Origin of the sequence: Colwellia demingiae, assembly GCF_007954275.1 — a bacterium.
In the GTDB taxonomy this organism is placed as follows: Bacteria; Pseudomonadota; Gammaproteobacteria; order Enterobacterales; family Alteromonadaceae; genus Colwellia; species Colwellia demingiae.
The window spans coordinates 218124-235502 of sequence record NZ_VOLT01000002.1; the positions used below are offsets into that span (position 1 = coordinate 218124).

The 17379-nt window shown below is 37.3% G+C and carries 14 protein-coding genes; 5 read left to right on the forward strand and 9 right to left on the reverse strand.

Annotation, left to right across the window (positions count from 1 at the left end):
* Positions 1 to 139 precede the first annotated feature (139 nt).
* The 5 genes from ESZ36_RS03785 to ESZ36_RS03800 form a co-directional block, all read right to left on the reverse strand.
* Complete coding sequence (locus tag ESZ36_RS03785; protein ID WP_146783783.1) at positions 140 to 1738, reverse strand: bacteriohemerythrin; 1599 nt, start codon at positions 1736 to 1738, stop codon at positions 140 to 142.
* Positions 1735 to 3783 (reverse strand): GGDEF and EAL domain-containing protein, encoded by a 2049-nt coding sequence (locus ESZ36_RS03790; RefSeq protein WP_146783784.1) that lies wholly within the window; start codon positions 3781 to 3783, stop codon positions 1735 to 1737. Before ESZ36_RS03790 ends, ESZ36_RS03785 begins: the two co-directional genes overlap by 4 nt.
* Before the next feature lie 270 nt (positions 3784 to 4053).
* On the reverse strand, positions 4054 to 4398 hold the full coding sequence (locus ESZ36_RS22795) for a DUF4097 family beta strand repeat-containing protein (protein WP_342779717.1): 345 nt from the start codon (positions 4396 to 4398) through the stop codon (positions 4054 to 4056).
* A gap of 3 nt (positions 4399 to 4401) precedes the next feature.
* Complete coding sequence (locus ESZ36_RS22800; protein ID WP_246128980.1) at positions 4402 to 4836, reverse strand: DUF4097 family beta strand repeat-containing protein; 435 nt, start codon at positions 4834 to 4836, stop codon at positions 4402 to 4404.
* Positions 4837 to 4993: 157 nt separating this feature from the next.
* Positions 4994 to 5983, reverse strand: coding sequence for a YeiH family protein (locus ESZ36_RS03800; RefSeq protein WP_146783787.1), 990 nt, complete (start codon positions 5981 to 5983; stop codon positions 4994 to 4996).
* 249 nt (positions 5984 to 6232) lie between these two features.
* Here ESZ36_RS03800 and ESZ36_RS03805 point away from each other — a divergent pair, with 249 nt between their 5' ends.
* Entirely contained in the window at positions 6233 to 7123 is an 891-nt protein-coding gene (locus tag ESZ36_RS03805) for a LysR family transcriptional regulator (RefSeq protein ID WP_146783789.1), read from the forward strand.
* Between the two features lie 110 nt (positions 7124 to 7233).
* Here the strand turns inward: ESZ36_RS03805 and ESZ36_RS03810 are convergent, their stop codons facing one another.
* The 3 genes from ESZ36_RS03810 to ESZ36_RS03820 form a co-directional block, all read right to left on the reverse strand.
* Positions 7234 to 9744 (reverse strand): ABC transporter permease, encoded by a 2511-nt coding sequence (locus ESZ36_RS03810; protein WP_146783792.1) that lies wholly within the window; start codon positions 9742 to 9744, stop codon positions 7234 to 7236.
* A 19-nt stretch (positions 9745 to 9763) separates the two neighbouring features.
* Entirely contained in the window at positions 9764 to 10456 is a 693-nt protein-coding gene (locus ESZ36_RS03815) for an ABC transporter ATP-binding protein (protein ID WP_146783795.1), read from the reverse strand.
* A gap of 121 nt (positions 10457 to 10577) precedes the next feature.
* Positions 10578 to 11903, reverse strand: coding sequence for an efflux RND transporter periplasmic adaptor subunit (locus ESZ36_RS03820; RefSeq protein ID WP_146783798.1), 1326 nt, complete (start codon positions 11901 to 11903; stop codon positions 10578 to 10580).
* A gap of 227 nt (positions 11904 to 12130) precedes the next feature.
* Here ESZ36_RS03820 and ESZ36_RS03825 point away from each other — a divergent pair, with 227 nt between their 5' ends.
* From ESZ36_RS03825 to ESZ36_RS03840, 4 genes are all read left to right on the forward strand, one after another.
* Complete coding sequence (locus ESZ36_RS03825) at positions 12131 to 13582, forward strand: sigma-54-dependent transcriptional regulator (protein ID WP_146783801.1); 1452 nt, start codon at positions 12131 to 12133, stop codon at positions 13580 to 13582.
* Positions 13572 to 14960 (forward strand): sensor histidine kinase, encoded by a 1389-nt coding sequence (locus ESZ36_RS03830; protein ID WP_146783803.1) that lies wholly within the window; start codon positions 13572 to 13574, stop codon positions 14958 to 14960. The genes ESZ36_RS03825 and ESZ36_RS03830 overlap by 11 nt, the downstream gene beginning before the upstream one ends.
* Before the next feature lie 227 nt (positions 14961 to 15187).
* Positions 15188 to 15700, forward strand: a complete 513-nt coding sequence (locus ESZ36_RS03835; protein ID WP_146783806.1) for a hypothetical protein — start codon at positions 15188 to 15190, stop codon at positions 15698 to 15700.
* 139 nt (positions 15701 to 15839) lie between these two features.
* The gene (locus ESZ36_RS03840; RefSeq protein ID WP_146783808.1) at positions 15840 to 16253 is read left to right on the forward strand and encodes a hypothetical protein; all 414 of its coding nucleotides are present in this window, start codon (positions 15840 to 15842) and stop codon (positions 16251 to 16253) included.
* Positions 16254 to 16336: 83 nt separating this feature from the next.
* On the opposite strand, the gene ESZ36_RS03845 is transcribed toward ESZ36_RS03840, so the two are convergent.
* The gene (locus ESZ36_RS03845) at positions 16337 to 17221 is read right to left on the reverse strand and encodes a TIGR01777 family oxidoreductase (protein WP_146783810.1); all 885 of its coding nucleotides are present in this window, start codon (positions 17219 to 17221) and stop codon (positions 16337 to 16339) included.
* Positions 17222 to 17379 lie beyond the last annotated feature (158 nt).

Here is a 17379-nt window from a genome sequence, read left to right on the forward strand (position 1 = left end):
CATTACTGTTCGATAGATGCAAAAAATTTTCAATTGAGGGTAAACCTGCGGCACAGCAACAAAATTACTGGGTCGTATTATCAAGAATATCTACTATTAAATGGCCAATGGGGTACGTTGTAATCGTTACATCAGGCGATTAAGTAAAGCTCGATTCTTCTATAGATAAAGCATAAGACTTATATTCCATATCTGCTTTTAAGATATGCTGAGCTAGCCAATTATAAAGAAACATGGCTATTTTATGGTGTACATCAATATCATAATCATCGAGTTTATCTCGTAGTAAATGAAATTTTTCTCTTAATTCACCATGCTTTTTAATATGATATTCAGTGTCGGGATAATTAATTTGCCTTAATAGATTTTCCTCAGATTCAAAATGTAAATCAATATAAGAAGATAAGCTTTGAAATAGCATAATTGCGGCCTCCTTATTATCTTGATGGAAGAAGTCATTGATCATAGTAAAGAGCACTTTATGCTGTTCATCAATTTCTGTATTGCCAATAGAGTATTCCGCAATCCATTGAATACCATCTTTGTCGGCTACCTTATGATGAGAAATAATCTCTATCGGATTTTTAACCGCTTTAGTGACGCTATTTAAAATGACACTTTTCTTTAATGGTTTAATTAGATAGCCGCTTAATCCAAGTGGGATCCAACGCTTAATGACCGATTTATCCTTCTGATTGGCATAAGCAATCACAGGTACTTTATTACCTTCTTCACGAATGGATCTTGTAACTTCTAGACCATTAATTATGGGTAAGTCATAGGCTAATAGCACCACATCAGGTTTGAATGTTCGGATTTTTTCTAGTGCAGCTTGCCCATCATTGACTAAGGCATATATAAATACAGTTTCAGCAAATATTTCCTCAATCACTTTGGTAAATAAATCAGAAGATTCTGCAATGAGTACTTTATAGCGAGACACTTTAAGACTTGCCTTTTCAGCATCCTCTGTAGTTAATAGCTCGGTATTAACACCAACAACTGTTTTCTTTTTCGGTCTATGGAGCTCTTTAACTCCTTGCTTTATTGTTTGATTATTGGCTTTTAGTTTTAATAGTTGATCTACAATTTTTTGAATACTGCTCGAAACATTTTCATTCATTTCGTCGACAGAGAGCCCTATTAAATTGTGTAATACCGCTTTGGCTTCCTTATTATCTAGTGCTTCATTAGTTGCCAATAAAATATCACTTTCACATTGCTTCACATCCTGAGTAAATGATTTTTTCAAGGCTACGCCATGTTCAATACACGATGCCAGTTCATCTTCACCCTCTAAAATAAGCTGTTCTAAACTACTATTTTTGTGGTTTTCTATTAACTGCAATTCTTGTAACAAAACCAGCTTTAATCGATAAGGTTCGTTTAACGGATTGATAATGACATAATTGTCAAACAGGCCATTTTCGCATGCTAAATAAGCACGGAATGTTTCACGGTTATTAATAAGTAAAATAGCACTATGAGGCGCAATTTTTTGTTCGTACTCTTCTAAGAAATCAATATAAAATTGTATGGTGTTTTTAACATTATTAGATGCTAACAATAAAACTTTGGGTTTCATTAATGTTAAATCATGCAAGTTTTCGGGGTCATATTTGTAGGATTTAAATGAAAGCTCTAATTTCATAATTTGTTGAATAGCTGGTTCTACGCTATCACGGTCTTGATAAACCATAATAACGTCAGGATGGTTCAGTGGTTTTACGGTATTCATGAGTGGTTCATCGCTTTAAGTGTTTTTCTTTCTTTATTTTTCAAGGAAAAGTCAGCAAGCCACACTTCAAAATCATGTGCTTTAAGGGGTCTGCTATACAGGTAACCTTGTTGATTGAAGCAGCCTAAGTCACTCAATTTATCGTCTTGTTCTTGTGTTTCTATTCCTTCAGCAATCACGTCTACCTTAAAGGTTTTTGACAATAAAATTGTTGCCATCACAATCGCAACATCTTCAGGGCAATGTTCAATGTTATCAACAAAGCACTTATCAATTTTTACATTATCAATAGGTAAGTTTTTCAAACGTTGCAAGGAGGAATACCCAGTACCGAAATCATCAATTGCGACTTTAACCCCTAATTCTCTTAAGGCACATAAAATAGGGGTGTGGTAGTTATTGTCTTCTGAGAAAAGTGACTCAGTCACTTCAAGTTCAATAGATTCCGCTGGCAGCATTTCATCTGTTAATGTTTTTTTTACTTGGGCGAGAAGGTCATTTCGTTCAAATTGTCGTAATGAAACATTAATCGCCATAACCCCGGTAAATACATTATTAATACGCCACTGTCTTAATTGCTGACATGCGGTTTTTAAAACAAAATAACCAAGCTCTTTAATAGAGCCATTAGCTTCGGCAATTGGAATAAATAAATCAGGAGGGATTAACCCTTGCTCAGGGTGATTCCATCTAATTAAACACTCAACACCATATACTTCATAGGTTTTTGTATTTACTTGTGGTTGGTACCAAACTTCAAATTGATCTTTTTCAATCGCTTGGGAAATTTCACTCTCAAGCTCTAGCCTTTGCTGTATAAGAGCCTTCTCTTTAACATCAAAAAATGAGTAATGATTACCTCCTGATTTTTTTATCTTATACATGGCAACATCAGCAAATGAGATAAGCTCTCTCACATCCTCAGAATCTGAAGGAAACTGGCTAACACCAATACTAATTGTTGTTTTAAATTCACCATATTTAGTTTGAAAAGGGACTTCAAAAAGAGAGAGTATCTGCAAGCATATTTTATCTAGGTTTTTTAGTGCTTTCTCGCCTTCAATAACAACAATAAACTCATCACCACCAGTACGCGCTATAATGTCATTATCTCGTAACTTAGCTTCAAAACGGCTAGCAACACTCTTTAAAAGTTCATCGCCTACTTCATGCCCTAATGAGTCATTAATCATCTTAAAACGATCTAAATCACAAAAAAGTACAGCGAAATAGGTCGGTTGGTCTTGGTGAAGTACACATAAACGGTTCAATTTTTCAAAAAGTAAATGCCGATTAGGTAAACTAGTTAATGAATCATGGTAGGCATGAAAGTGCAGTTCTTCTTCTGTCTTTTTTCGATTGGTAATATCTGTAAATTGGCAAATATAATTAGAAATATGACCCTCTTTATTTCTAATACTGCTGATATTTAGCCATTCAGGATAAACCTCCCCATTTTTACGTTTATTCCAAATTTCGCCTTGCCAAGAGCCTTGGTCAATTATTTGTTGCCAAAACTTTTTATAAAAATATTTATCCTGTTTTCCTGAATTCAAAATGGCAGGTGTTTTACCAATAACGTCTTCTTCGCTGTACCCAGTTATATTTGAGAAGCTTTTATTGACCGTTTGTATTAATCCTTGATTATCAGTCACAATAATCGCTTCATTAGTATGATCGAATATTTGTTCAATAATAGAAGTTTTCGTTTGTTCGGCATTATTGCTTTCTTGAATAAAGAGCAATATTTGTTCTGAATTTTGAGTTTGCTGACGAAAATAGCAAATTTCTATTGGGAGGTTACTACCGTCTTTACGAGTGAGTATTGAATGATAATGTCCATAAATAGCACTTTTTTCTAATAATATTTTCTTTTTCGAATAGCTATCAATTTCATCTATATTTTGACCAAGTACATTTTCTTTTCGAAATCCAGTCATAGCGAGAAATTGTTCATTTACTTCAACTAATTCGCCATTGAGGTTTAAGACCAATATGCCAGTATCAATTTCATCTTGAGCTAATCCTTTATCTAAAAATGTCATCCCAAGTAATTCCTTTTTTAAGATGAGAACTCACCTATAACATATATTATTCCTATACTTATATATATTAGTTTGGTTTTTATTTAATGCAATTTTTTCCTACATCACAACTATGCCTCTCCTGTTAATGTTAACTGAGCGGGAAATAACTTAATAAGCTAGCTACTATATTGACTCTCTGTCATAGCGTTATAGATAATAAAAAAGCGTAATAGATAACTATTACGCTTTAAAATGGCCTTGAAAATAAGGTGAAAATAAATTTCTACGTTATATCTCTTTTATACGCACGCTACCACCGCTGGTTTTTAATACCAATTCAGGTCCGCCGCCATTAATAGTGCCTTTAATTGAACGTTTAGTTATTTTTCCATCAACAGTAAACTCACTTGATACACGGCCACCACTGGTTTTAGCTGAAAGGTTTACGGCTACATTTTTAGCTAAATGAGCAGTAATAGATCCACCTGAAGTTTTGACCTTGCTATCTTTGGTTGGATTTTTTGGTAATTTAAGCTCAATACTTCCACCAGAAGTATGGGCATCAATTTTTCCGATAATATTATCCAGATCTAAACTGCCTCCTGAAGTTTTAATATCAACATTCCCTTGTATATCCTATAATGAAATTGAACCACCTGATGTATAAGCGTCTACTTCACCTTCAAGGTCTTCAATTTCGATAGAGCCACCACTGGTATTAAGATCTACATTATAAGTTTGCGGTAAGGTAACTTTATAGGTGACTCTTATATGGTTATTACCGAAACTAAGGCTACTACGATCGAAGTCACCTTTAATAGTGACATCGTCGCCGTTATTTTTAAAACTGACATCCATATCGTCTTCATTTTTTCCAGTAATTTCGACTTCAACCAAGACCGTTTCTTTTGCATGCGTTTCAATATCAATTGCACCAACATCAGTAGCAATTTTCAGTAAACCGCCATTGGCAACAGTAAACTCCTTATTAATGGTTTTCGCTTGTAAACCGCCAGCCATTAACAAGAGTGCGATAGGTGCATATTTAAAAGTATTGTTCATCTTTAACATTAGGTATCTCCGTATATCTTTATTAGAATCTTCATGACAAGTGAATGAGTTTGCTGATCACTTAGCCAAATTTTGGTCATTATTAAGTGAGATGCAATAAAGAAGTAAAAGGTTTAAATCTAATTTTCATTTAAATAATAATTAAATGCTTCAGTCACTAGACTAACCACGAGCTTAAGAAAAAACCACCAATTATTAAAATAATAAAGAGCAATAATGCCAAGATGAGAGGCTTAGGTCCCGCCTCCTTAATAGTCGCCCACTGGGTTTGGGCGCCTAAAGCTGCCATTGCCATCGCTAAAGAAAACTGGCTGGCAAAACTCAATGCTGTTTTAATCAATTCAGGCAAAATAACGACACTATTAATCAGGGCAGTAGCCATGAAACCGAAAACAAACCAAGGAATAGCGATAACACTTTTTTCACGTTTAGTTTTACTATCAGTGCCAATACGATTCAATCCTGCACTTAGCATTAGAATAAATGGCGCTAACATCATCACTCGAATAAGCTTAACAACAACGGCTGTTTGCATGGTTTCACTATTGATACTCTGTCCAGCAGCAACCGCTTGTGCGACTTCATGGGCAGTACTACCAATATAAATACCAAAAGACTGGTCAGTCATATCGACCCACTGATAAATAAACGGGTAGATAAACATCGCTAAGGTACCGAAAAGCACGACAGTCGCAATAGCAATAGTAATATGTTGCTGCTTTGGTTTAAGTACCGACTCGGTGGCGAGTATGGCTGCCGCACCACATATAGCACTACCCGCTGCAGTTAAAATGGCAACATCACGATGTAACTTCAAGACTTTAATACCAACAACAGTGCCCACAGTGAAAATAGTACTTATCATCACTAAATCAATAACAACAGCTTGCCAGCCAACGGCCAATATTTGCTGAAAACTGAGGCCAAAACCAAATAAGATAATGCCAAACCTAAGTAGTTTTTGTTTGCAAAAATTCGAAAAAATTTTATCTCTTTCATCTTCCACTCTCAATGAAAAATGTCCATAAAACATGCCAAAAACAATCGCTAATGGTAAAGCACTCAAGCCAAAAGCAGATACTTGCTCTACTTTTGCTAAGGCTATTGCCAATAAGGCAATGATGGGAAGAAATATATAAGTGGGCATAACGAATCTATTGTCTAATGAAGGACTAACCAAGAACGACTTATTAGCTAATAAGTCGCTAACTATGTACTTATAAGTGGCTCTTAACGAGTAATCACTTTATGGAATATAATATAACGGAAAGTTTTAAATAAGAATAATGGATTAATTCGATGTATAATATTCAAAAAACCGAACTAAAAACAATTAATTAAAGCCGAGTTAATTAACCATTTCTTATGGTCAACTACTCCTAAGGTATATGAAGCTATGGGTATCTCGATAAAAAAACTTCAACTGTTTGAGGCAACTGCACGCTTAGGGAAATTAACTAAAGCAGCCAGTGAACTCTCTTTAAGCCAGTCTGCCGCCAGCCAAGCGTTAAAAGAATTAGAAGAAAGTTTAGGTTATCCACTATTTGAGCGAATTGGCCGAGATTTATTAATCACCGAAAATGGTCTTAAATCGCTCCCTAAAGTACGTCAAATAAGTGATTTACTTGATAGCCTAAAACTGGCTAATTTAAACACCATGAGTGGTGTCTTGAGAGTTGTAGCCAGCGCTACTATCGCCACTTATTTACTGCCTCAGTTGATTGCAAAATTTGTAAAAATTTACCCTGACGTGGTACCTGAAATACACATAGGTAATACCCAGATGGTGATAGATTATTTAGATAAAGGTAAAGCCTCTATCGGTTTAATAGAAGGTCCCGCGGTGCATCGGCACTTACAAATAACGCCATGGCAAGTAGACCAGTTACAAGTTTTTTGCTCACCTGAGCATTCATTAGCAAAAAAAGCGACTATCAATCTCGAACAGCTTCAACAACATTCATGGGTATTGCGTGAGCATGGTTCAGGAACACGGGCAATATTTGATGCTGCTATTGAACAAATGGGTGCCCAAATTAGTTTAGGTATAGAGCTAACTAGACAAAGTGCTATTAAAGAATCAGTCAAAGCCGGTTTAGGGCTAGGTTGCCTATCACAACTTAGTATTGCTGAAGAGCTAAATAATGGCGGTTTAATTGCACTGCACTCACCATTAAATTTATCTCGTCGTTTTGCTTTAGTAACCAATAAAAACAGCTATCACAACATGTTAACCCAAACATTTATTGATTACTTATTAGCTGAGCCATCAACAACTAGCAATTAGAGATGAATAAAAACATAAAAACGGCAATGAAAAATATTCACTGCCGCTGCCATTTTAGCATTTGGTATTAGCGACTTATTACTCGCCTTTTTTCATTATTAGCTAAACTCTTATTCATACCTAAGTGCCTTGATTGGATTTTTTCTCGCCACTTTAGCAGCATTACCACCGACAGTGCTCCAGGCAATAATGAGTGATAACAAACCAACGCCTAAGCATATTGGCACCAGCCAAATAGCATCGATACGATAAGGGAATGATTCTAACCACGTTAACATCAAATAAGCGGCAATAGGCCAAGCAATGAGATTCGCCAACACTACTGGCTTAGAAAATTGCCAGATAAGTAAGCCAACAATATCTTTAACACTGGCTCCCATCACTTTTCTGATACCAATTTCTTTAGTTCTTCTTTCTACCGTAAAAGCAGATAAACCATATAAACCTAAACACGCTATTACAATGGCTATTAATGAGAACACTAAGAATAACTGCGCTGTAGTAAGTTCATCATGGTATTGCGCCGCCATCATTTCACTTAAAAACTGCAAATTAATGGGCTGCATTGGTACATTATTCTGCCACACAGCTTCAATAGAACGAATCAAATTAGGTATATTGTTAGTGGTAAAAGAGATATTTGCTACGCGAAAACGTTCTGGATTAAGCGTATATACAGAAGCTCTGACACCAAATTTTATTGAACGAAAATAAACATCAGGGATGACACCAATAATGGTTAAATGCTGCTTACCACGGATGTTACTTTCCAATGTTTTACCAATAGCCTCTTGCGCACTACTAAAACCAAACTTTTTCAAGGCTGAGCTGTTAAGTACAACACTCGAGTTACCCACGGAATCTTCCGCCACCTCTTTAATGGTATCGGAACCAAAATTTTCATCAAACAAACGACCCGCCAGCGGCTTTACTTCATAGGCTTCAAAAAAACCATAACCCATATTATGATAATTCATCAGTTCCGCTTCATTAGCGCCCCCATTAGCGTGTGGTTCTAGTAATTTGAAATTATTATTGTTCTCATTATCTTGCGATGGCGCTTCAGAAGAAAAAGTGACACTCGTTACCTCAGATAAATTTAATAACTCTTGCGTTAAGCTCGGCAAGTTATCTTTCGCCATTCTAATATTAAGTACTAACTTGTTATCACTTTCATAACCCACTGCCATGTTATTAGAAAATAGGGTTTGTCCATAAACAACCAGTGTTGATATAACTAAAACAATAGATGTCGCAAATTGAAAGACCACCAGTACGTTTCTAAATTTTGCAGAGCTTTTCGATTCAACACTTTTACTCGACTTTAGAATTTGTCCCGGTAAAAAGCGTGATAAATACAATGCAGGGTAAATGCCAGCACCAATTCCCACACAAATGGCAAGCCCAACTAAGGTGAATAATAAACTTGGATCATCAAATAAATGTAAGGCTAACTCTTTACCTAAGACTTCATTATATAGTGGTAACACCAACTCAACAGCGACTAAAGCAAACAATAAAGACAGTAAAACTAAGGCGATGGCTTCACCTAAAAACTGAATAGCCACTTGAGTTCTACTCGCACCTAATACTTTTCGCATTGCGACTTCACGCGCTCTTTTACTGGCTTTTGCGGTAGAAAGGTTCATGAAGTTAATACACGCAATAAGTAACACTAAACTCGCGACAACAATAAAAGTAGTGATCATTTTACTATCGCCCATAGGCGTTAAATCACCACCATTTCCCGCCTGGCTTTTCGCATGTAAATGTAAATCAGCTACTGGCATTACGCGTTGTTTAACAAAGTCAGTAACCTGCTTACCTGAAGTTTTTTCACCTAAAATATTAACGAGCATCTCAACCAGTGGACTTTCTTTATTCATCCAAAAAGTAATGCGTTCTTGCAATTGCTCAGGAACAATACCTGGATTCAATTTAAAATAAGTATAAACATTTAAGCTAGTCCAAGTATTCAACATGCCATCATTATCGTTAAACAAGGCCGGCTGTAAGTAAATCACCATATCGGTATTTAAATGCGTGGCATCGGGTAAATCTTCCATCACCCCAGTGATAGTTAAGGTGGTTGTATTTCCCGCTACACAACACACAGTAAGCGTTTCACCAACCACATCACTTTTGCCAAAATATTTATAAGCGAGTTCTTCCGTGATAACCAAATCCATTGGTTTGTTAAATGAAGACTCTTTAGAACCATGAATAAAAGGCAAATCAAAGACATTAAAAAAACTGCCATCAACCATAGTAAATTGCTCTGAAAAAGCATCTTCATTTTGTCTTACTGTCATATCAAACTGAATAAAGCGTACGCCCGTTTCAATTTCATTTTTAGCATAATCACGAATTGCTTCCATCATGCTACCCGCCGATCGTACTGAATCAAACGGTTCTTGATTAGGGATAGAATAAGCGGTGTGCATGCGTACTAGTTGACCATGATCTTTAATCCAGGTATCAAAACCTGACTCTTGGCGAACAAATAACATGATTAAAATACAGCTCATCAAACCAATGGCTAAACCAAAGATGTTAATAACCGAAAAAATACCGTTTTTTATGATATTGCGCCACGCGGTAACAAGGTAATTGTGAAACATAAACTTCTCCTAATGCCTATTAAGCCGTTTGCTCAGCAGCACGAACACTTTGTGCAACCACATGACCATCAAATAAATTGATAGTACGTCTAGCGTAATCAGCATGTGCTGGGCTATGTGTCACCATCACTATAGTGGTGCCTTCATCGTTTAGTGCTTGTAGCATTTCCATTACTTCTTGACCGTGCGCACTGTCTAAATTACCCGTTGGTTCATCGGCCAAAATCATTTTTTGATCACCCACAACCGCTCTAGCGACTGCAACACGTTGTTGTTGCCCACCAGATAACTGACTCGGTAAATGCTTAGCACGATGAGCAATACCCACTTTATCCATGACCTTTTCGACTTTAGTTTTGCGCTCTGCTGCTGGTATGTTGTGATAAATCAAGGCTAATTCAATATTTTCAGCAACGGTTAATTCGTCAATCAAATTAAAGTTTTGAAAGATAAAACCAATGCTTTTTTTACGAATAACGGAAAGCTGCTTTTCTGAATAACCAGCAACATTTTCTCCGTAAAAAATATAGTCACCGCTACTGGGTGAGTCCAACATACCAATGGTATTAAGCAAGGTTGATTTACCACAACCTGATGGCCCCATAATGGCAACAAACTCGCCTTGGGCAATTTCAATATTTACATTGTTCAAGGCTGATGTTTCTACGTCTTCTGTTTGATATACGCGTGTTAAATTATGTAGTTTTAGCATGGTAAATTCCTTTACTCTTCATGAGTCTTTTAATGTTCTGTTCAGTTATGAATTATATTTATTACTTGTTATGTAAGGCGGTTTATTGCGGCCAGATAATCAGTCGCTAAAATGTTATTCACTAATTAAAGTTAAGACGCTGCATATCTTGGTAACTGCTATAAGGGCTAGTGACAACTTGTTCACCAAGTTCAAGTCCTTCAATAACTTCTATAAATTGGTTATTCCGTCGTCCTAGGCGCACATTACGCTTCACCGCTTCGCTACCATTAGGGCTAACAACAAACATCCACTTGCCACCAGTATCTTGAAAAAATGCGCCATTGGGGATCAACAGTGCTTCACTGGCATCGCCAAGTGTCAGTTTTATTTGAATGGTTTGTCCGCGGCGGATACCTTTAGGTTGCTCAGCAATGAATTTAAAATCTACTTCAAATTGACCGTTTTGTACTTGCGGATAGACTTTGGCGATAACCAATGAATAATCTTGATAACTCGCCGTTTGGCCGATATCAACACGACCTAGATAAAATTCATCAATAAAGGCAGTTAGCTTATAATCGTTAGGCGTATCTATTTGACCAAGACGTTCACCACGGGCAATGCTTTGACCTACTTCAACATTAAAGCCAGATAACTTACCTGCTACGGGCGCTTTAACATTCATGTTGTCTAAGTTTTGACGTGAAATAGCCAAGTTACTTTCTAAACGACGACTAGTGTCTCTTAAAAATGTGAGTTGCTCACCTTGCATACGAGCATCTGATTGCTGACTTTCAATGGTTAACGCCAAGCGGTCTTGATACCAAATTAAGGTATCTTCAGTATCTTCCATTTTAGATTTGGTAATAGCGCCAGTTGCGATAAGCGATTGTGAGCGATCAACTTGGCGAGTTAACAATTTAATTTGGTGCTTAATATCAACGATATTACGTTTATGCTGTAGACGATTTTGCTCTAAATTTAACTCAATGGATCGCATATTATTTAGTTGCTCTGCTACGCGTGTTTCATTACCTAACACACTGAGTTGCAGTGAAGCATTTGACAGCTCTACAATAAGATTACCCGCCGTTAAACTCGCGCCATCTTCCACTAGAATCTTTTCTACACGTCCACCTTCAATGGCATCCAAATAAACTGTTTTTGCTGGAGTAACTCGACCACGGATAGGGATGAAATCCTCAAAAACCCCCGATGTCACTTTTGAAATAACTACGCGGCTATTATCTACTGATAATACTTTCCCCGTACTTTTACTAGCGATCATATAACCCGTAAAAACAACGATTAGAATGATCAACACTACACTTAGCCATTTTTTCATTGGACTAGTATTAGTGGTGACTTTACGATCCATTCCTGCCCCCGAAACGGCATTAGTTACAGAAGTGAGTGGTGTGGTATTTTTGGTTGAATCTGTTTTTGTCTTGTTTACTTGGGTCATATTAACCTGTCATTAAGAAGTATTAGCGTAAGCCAATAGATAAACTTAACCTTTAACAATCCAATAATCGTTCCAACTTGTAATCAACTGTTTTTATTGTAGTTTAAAATAAAAAGATAAAATAAGTTCAACTTGAACTGTACGTTTATGAACAGTAGGTGTACGTTAATGAACACTTTGCGTTGTAACGTTCGCTAAACGCAAGCATATAAAGAGGAAATTTAAGCGTGAAAAAAGAAGGCAAGATTCTTATTGTTGATGACGATGAAGATATTTTAACGGCAGGCAAGCTATTACTAAAACGCCACTTTTCACAGGTAAGTACCTGCAATGTACCTGAACACATTCCTCGCTTTATTAACGATCAGCATTTTGATGCCATTATTTTGGATATGAATTTTGGTCCGGGTGAAAGTTCTGGTGCCCAGGGGTTTTATTGGCTGCAAAAAATATTAGAAATTAAGCCAGAAAGCGTCATTATCATGATCACCGCTCATGGTGGCGTTAATCTTGCGGTTGAAGCAATGAAGCTAGGCGCAACAGACTATATTGCCAAGCCTTGGCAAAATGAAAAAGTTATTGCGACAGTATCAACAGCAGTGTTGCTAGGCAGAAGCCGTAGTGAAATGCAAAAATTACGCGAAACCAATAAAGTATTAGTACAAGCGAGTAACCCGGCAAGTCAGCAAAATATGCTCGGCCAATCTCAAGCGATGCAGCAAATACAATCGTTAATCGCTCGCTCCGCGCCAACCGAAGCTAATGTGATGATATTGGGTGAAAACGGCACTGGTAAAGAGTTGGTTGCCAGAGAGATACATCAACAAAGCACTCGTGCTCAACAAGTATTTATGTCTGTTGATTTAGGCGCGATTAGCGAAACTTTATTTGAAAGTGAGTTATTTGGTCATAAAAAGGGATCTTTTACAGGTGCACAGCACGATAGAATCGGCCGGTTACAAGCAGCAGATGCCGGTACTTTATTTTTAGATGAGCTAGGGAACTTACCGCTGCATTTACAAGCAAAATTACTTACCGTGTTAGAGCAACGAAAAGTCACTCCCCTTGGTGCAAATAAAGCTATAGCGTTTAATGTTAGGGTAGTATCAGCTACCAACTTGTCTAAAGAAACCCTAAAAGATGAACAGCATTTTCGTCAAGATTTATTATTTAGACTCAATACCGTTGAAATTAATTTACCGCCTTTACGCGAACGTAGCAGCGACATAGCCTTACTTGCCAGTCATTATGTCGACTTTTACGCGAAAAAATATCAGCAACAGGGTAAAGCCGTTAAACAGCTGAGTGTTGATGCATTAGCGGCAATCTCCTCTTATTCTTGGCCAGGTAACATACGAGAACTTCGCCACGCCATTGAACGTGCGATGATATTAAGCCAATCTGAAGTGCTTACTTCGGGTGACTTTCAGCTTGATGTCCCTAGTCATGTAAAACCAAGAAAGTCGACGTCAACAAAAGAACACAGGGTAAAAGCAGAGCAGGTAGGAACAACCAGCACTGAGATAACCCTGCCAGAGGATCTGAATTTAGAGCAGATAGAGAAAAATGCTATCGCCTTAGCCCTTAAAAAGCATCGATTTAATATAAGCCATACAGCAAAAGAACTTGGCTTAACACGTGCTGCACTCTACCGCCGGATGGAAAAACATGGACTTTAAACGGTTTTCACTCTTAATAGCCACGCGTACTATTTTAGCCATGCTAACGTTGATTTTTCTTACGCAAGCAATTATGAACGATGGTTATCACGCAACAGTACTGCTGTTATCAGCAGTACTACTCATACAATTTTATGAAATAATACGTTTTATTTCTAAAACCAATGCTGAACTAGTACGCTTTTTTGATGCCGTTCGCCATGCCGACTTTTCACAACGATTTGAACTAAAAGCCGTTGGTGCTGGTTTTGACGAATTGGGTTCCACCTTTACTGATATTTTAAAACGCATTCAGAGTGTTCGTTCAAATCAGGAAGCTGAACTACGCCATATTAAAGCCATTATTGAGCATGTACCGGTACCGCTATTAAGTATTGATCATAATGGTAAAATCACTTTATGGAACAATAGCGTCAGGCGCTTATTTGGTAGTAATGCTGTCACCCATATAGATGATATGGCACAGTTTAATGAAGATTTCCCAAAAAAATTGCAAAGTATTTTAGCTGGTGAGCGTACATTGGTTCATATCACCATTGATGACATGGAACATAAGCTCATAATCTCAGCGACTGAGATAACAACAGCAACACAGCAAGAAACGTTACTCAGTATGCAAGATATTCAAAGTGAACTAGCCCTCGCTCAACTGCAAGCATGGCAAGACTTAGTTAGTGTCTTAACGCACGAAATAATGAACAGTATAACTCCGGTCGCATCACTGGCCAAAACAGCAGTTGATCTAGTGCAAGATGTACAAGAAAAAACACAGACCTTGCCCGCTATTACCGACGAAATAATCGAAGAGTTAGACGATGTATTAGGTGCAGTAAAAACGGTCGCTAGACGAAGTGATGGCTTAATGCAATTTGTCACCAGCTACCGCCGTTTAACACGCCTGCCCCCACCCAGTAAAAAAACAATCTCTGTGGAAACCATATTCGAGCATGTAACCTTACTAGCAAAACAAAATTGGCAAAAAAGTGACATTGAATTAACCGCTAATATCGCTCCTCAAGCCCTAGATATTTATGTTGATTCAGATATGGTCGAACAAATATTACTTAACTTACTGTTAAATGCTGAACACGCGTTAATAGCCGCAGGAGCAGCAATAGGCAAGCAAATCAGTACGCCAAAAATAGCACTGAAAGCATTTTTAAATGTTCGTGGTCATGTCGTCATTGAAGTTGCTGATAATGGTGAAGGTATTGAGAATGAAAATATGACACAAATTTTTGTGCCCTTTTTCACCACCAAAAAAGAGGGTTCTGGTGTCGGCTTAGCTTTAACAAGGCAAGTGATGTTAGCTCATAATGGTAAGGTTGCTGTGCGCAACAATAGCGAAGGCGGCGCAACCTTTAGTTTAACGTTTTAGCGATAACAGATATTTTAATAGGGATTTTTTAGCTAATAAGAAAGGCTCAATAAAGAATAAGAGAGAGATAACGACCCTACGAATAAGTATTATCATAAGCTAAGTCGGCTAAAAAAATTAATAGTATTCAATCCCCTGATAAAGTACTTGGGAACAAGAACATATATAGCTATAGTTAGCTTTCAATAAAGCATTTAATTTAGTATTCGGTCACATAGGAAGTCACCATGGACAGCATTAACACTTCAGTTTTAACAACACAATTCTCTGGCGCAGACACTTCACGTTCAGCACAGACAGCAGCGGTACCAGTCACTAGTACACCCATTGTTAATACCACCCAACAAGTCGACGTGACTATTCCAGACAAAAGCAAACAATTACAACCAGATAAACTGGCGTTATCTGAAGAAGCTAAAGCCAAGTCGGCTGAAGCTGAGGCAGGCACGAAAGAAAAAAGTGAAGATAATAAAAGCATAGATGCCAGTAGCTTAAATGGTGCTATGTCGCCAGAAGAATCCGCCGCCGCAGAGAAAGCTAAAGAAAGTGATCTAGATACACAAATTCGAGAATTATCAATGGAGATCCTCGAGTTAAGTGTCAAAGTTCAAATGCTACAAGACAAAGAAGATAAAGCGTCAGTAAAAGAACTCCAATCACTTGAAGTAGACTTGGCGATGAAAAAAGGTAAACTTGAAGCTTTGTTAGAGCAAAAGTTACAGCAGGCTAGTGCTGGCTAATAGTTCCTTATAAAATAGTGTAAATTGAGTGGCTACCGTTTAGCAATATCATTGCTATCAACATTTTAGTCCGCCTTTATTGAGTACATTAATGTGGAATTAGCTGAATGTGGCCCTTAACTTCAGTAATTTAAAATCTATGCGTATACTATTTTACCTACTTTTTTCATTAGTTTCTGTCTCTGTAAATGCAGAGACAATTGCCCCCTTCACTACTGACGGATGCAGCGTTTTTCCTGATGGAACATTTGAGCAGAAAGAATTATGGCTATCTTGTTGTACCGCTCATGATTATGCTTATTGGCAAGGCGGTACCTATCAAGGTAGGTTAATCGCTGATGAACAACTTCAGCAATGTGTTGCTAAAGTGGGTGAACCACAAATAGCGAAGCTCATGTTAATGGGTGTTCGTGCAGGGGGAAGTCCATATTTCCCTACGTCGTTTCGATGGGGGTATGGTTGGTCATACCCTCGATTTTATAAACCGTTAACGACAGAAGAAAAAAGACAAATAATATTTCTAGAAACTAACACATCTGAAATCAGTCATTAGGATAATAAAAATTTGTCAATAACCTGCAACTAAGTTGATGATGGAACGACTACCCCTGATTTATCAAGGTGATATTTTTAAGACTAAATAGCTAAATCCGCAAGCGCATGTTCTATATCACAGTGATTAAAGTGAAAACCATGACTGAGTAATTTTTGCGGATAAATATTTTGGCTAGTGAGTAATAACTCTGCACCTTGCCCCATTAAAATGTTTAACATAAATGCCGGTACAGTAAACAAAGTAGGTCGATTAACTTGTTTACCTAATGCTTTCGTAAACGTTTCATTCGTTATTGCCTGTGGAGAAGTGCAATTAATAGCGCCCTCAATACACTCTATTTGTAAGCTAAAGTGGATAGCATGAATCATATCGTCGATATGTATCCAAGACATGTATTGTTGACCATGACCAAGTTTTCCGCCTAATCCTAAAGAAAAAGGTAAACGCATTTTCTCTAATGCACCACCATCATCCGCTAACACTACCCCAGTCCGTAATAACACCACACGACAATGTTCATTGGCTTTAAGGGCAAGTTCTTCCCATTTTTGACAGAGAGTGTGAGCAAAATCAGGATGTACTACTTGTGCGTCTTCATGCGTTGACACAATACCCGTTTCACCATAATAACCTATGGCTGAGCCGCTAATTAAACAACTTGGTTTAGTTTTAGAGCGTGCAATCATTTCAACTATTTTATCAGTGATTTTCCATCGACTCTGACAAATATTTTCTTTTTGTGCACTAGTCCAGCGTTTATCAACAATTGGCTCACCGGCAAGGTTGATTATCACATCAAAGTTATTCTGCTCTGGTAGCTGTTCAATAAATTCAATGTTTTGAGGCAAATATAGTTGTGCTTTTTGAGTGTTGCGCGTTAAAACAGTGAATTGATATTTATGATTAAAAGCACTAATAAAGTGTCGACCAATTAAACCTGTACCACCGGTTACTAATATTTTCATATTCACTCCGCTACATTTAAGGCTATTACTCTTATGAATACGTGAGGTATCTCAAATTCGATCAATTATGATCCTAAAGTAAATGCCAATTACGAATCAGTAATTAAAAAAACGAATAACATTGAGTAAAGTCGCTTTTAACAATGAGTATAGTCGCT

What these genes read in the sequence shown, in the direction of transcription:
- ESZ36_RS03785 (WP_146783783.1), bottom strand. Translation starts at nt 1,738, where the DNA reads ATGAATACCGTAAAACCACTGAACCATCCTGACGTTATTATGGTTTAT.
- ESZ36_RS03790 (WP_146783784.1), bottom strand. Translation starts at nt 3,783, where the DNA reads ATGACATTTTTAGATAAAGGATTAGCTCAAGATGAAATTGATACTGGC.
- ESZ36_RS22800 (WP_246128980.1), bottom strand. Translation starts at nt 4,836, where the DNA reads ATGTTAAAGATGAACAATACTTTTAAATATGCACCTATCGCACTCTTG.
- ESZ36_RS03800 (WP_146783787.1), bottom strand. Translation starts at nt 5,983, where the DNA reads ATGCCCACTTATATATTTCTTCCCATCATTGCCTTATTGGCAATAGCC.
- ESZ36_RS03805 (WP_146783789.1), top strand. Translation starts at nt 6,233, where the DNA reads ATGGGTATCTCGATAAAAAAACTTCAACTGTTTGAGGCAACTGCACGC.
- ESZ36_RS03810 (WP_146783792.1), bottom strand. Translation starts at nt 9,744, where the DNA reads ATGTTTCACAATTACCTTGTTACCGCGTGGCGCAATATCATAAAAAAC.
- ESZ36_RS03815 (WP_146783795.1), bottom strand. Translation starts at nt 10,456, where the DNA reads ATGCTAAAACTACATAATTTAACACGCGTATATCAAACAGAAGACGTA.
- ESZ36_RS03820 (WP_146783798.1), bottom strand. Translation starts at nt 11,903, where the DNA reads ATGACCCAAGTAAACAAGACAAAAACAGATTCAACCAAAAATACCACA.
- ESZ36_RS03830 (WP_146783803.1), top strand. Translation starts at nt 13,572, where the DNA reads ATGGACTTTAAACGGTTTTCACTCTTAATAGCCACGCGTACTATTTTA.
- ESZ36_RS03835 (WP_146783806.1), top strand. Translation starts at nt 15,188, where the DNA reads ATGGACAGCATTAACACTTCAGTTTTAACAACACAATTCTCTGGCGCA.
- ESZ36_RS03840 (WP_146783808.1), top strand. Translation starts at nt 15,840, where the DNA reads ATGCGTATACTATTTTACCTACTTTTTTCATTAGTTTCTGTCTCTGTA.
- ESZ36_RS03845 (WP_146783810.1), bottom strand. Translation starts at nt 17,221, where the DNA reads ATGAAAATATTAGTAACCGGTGGTACAGGTTTAATTGGTCGACACTTT.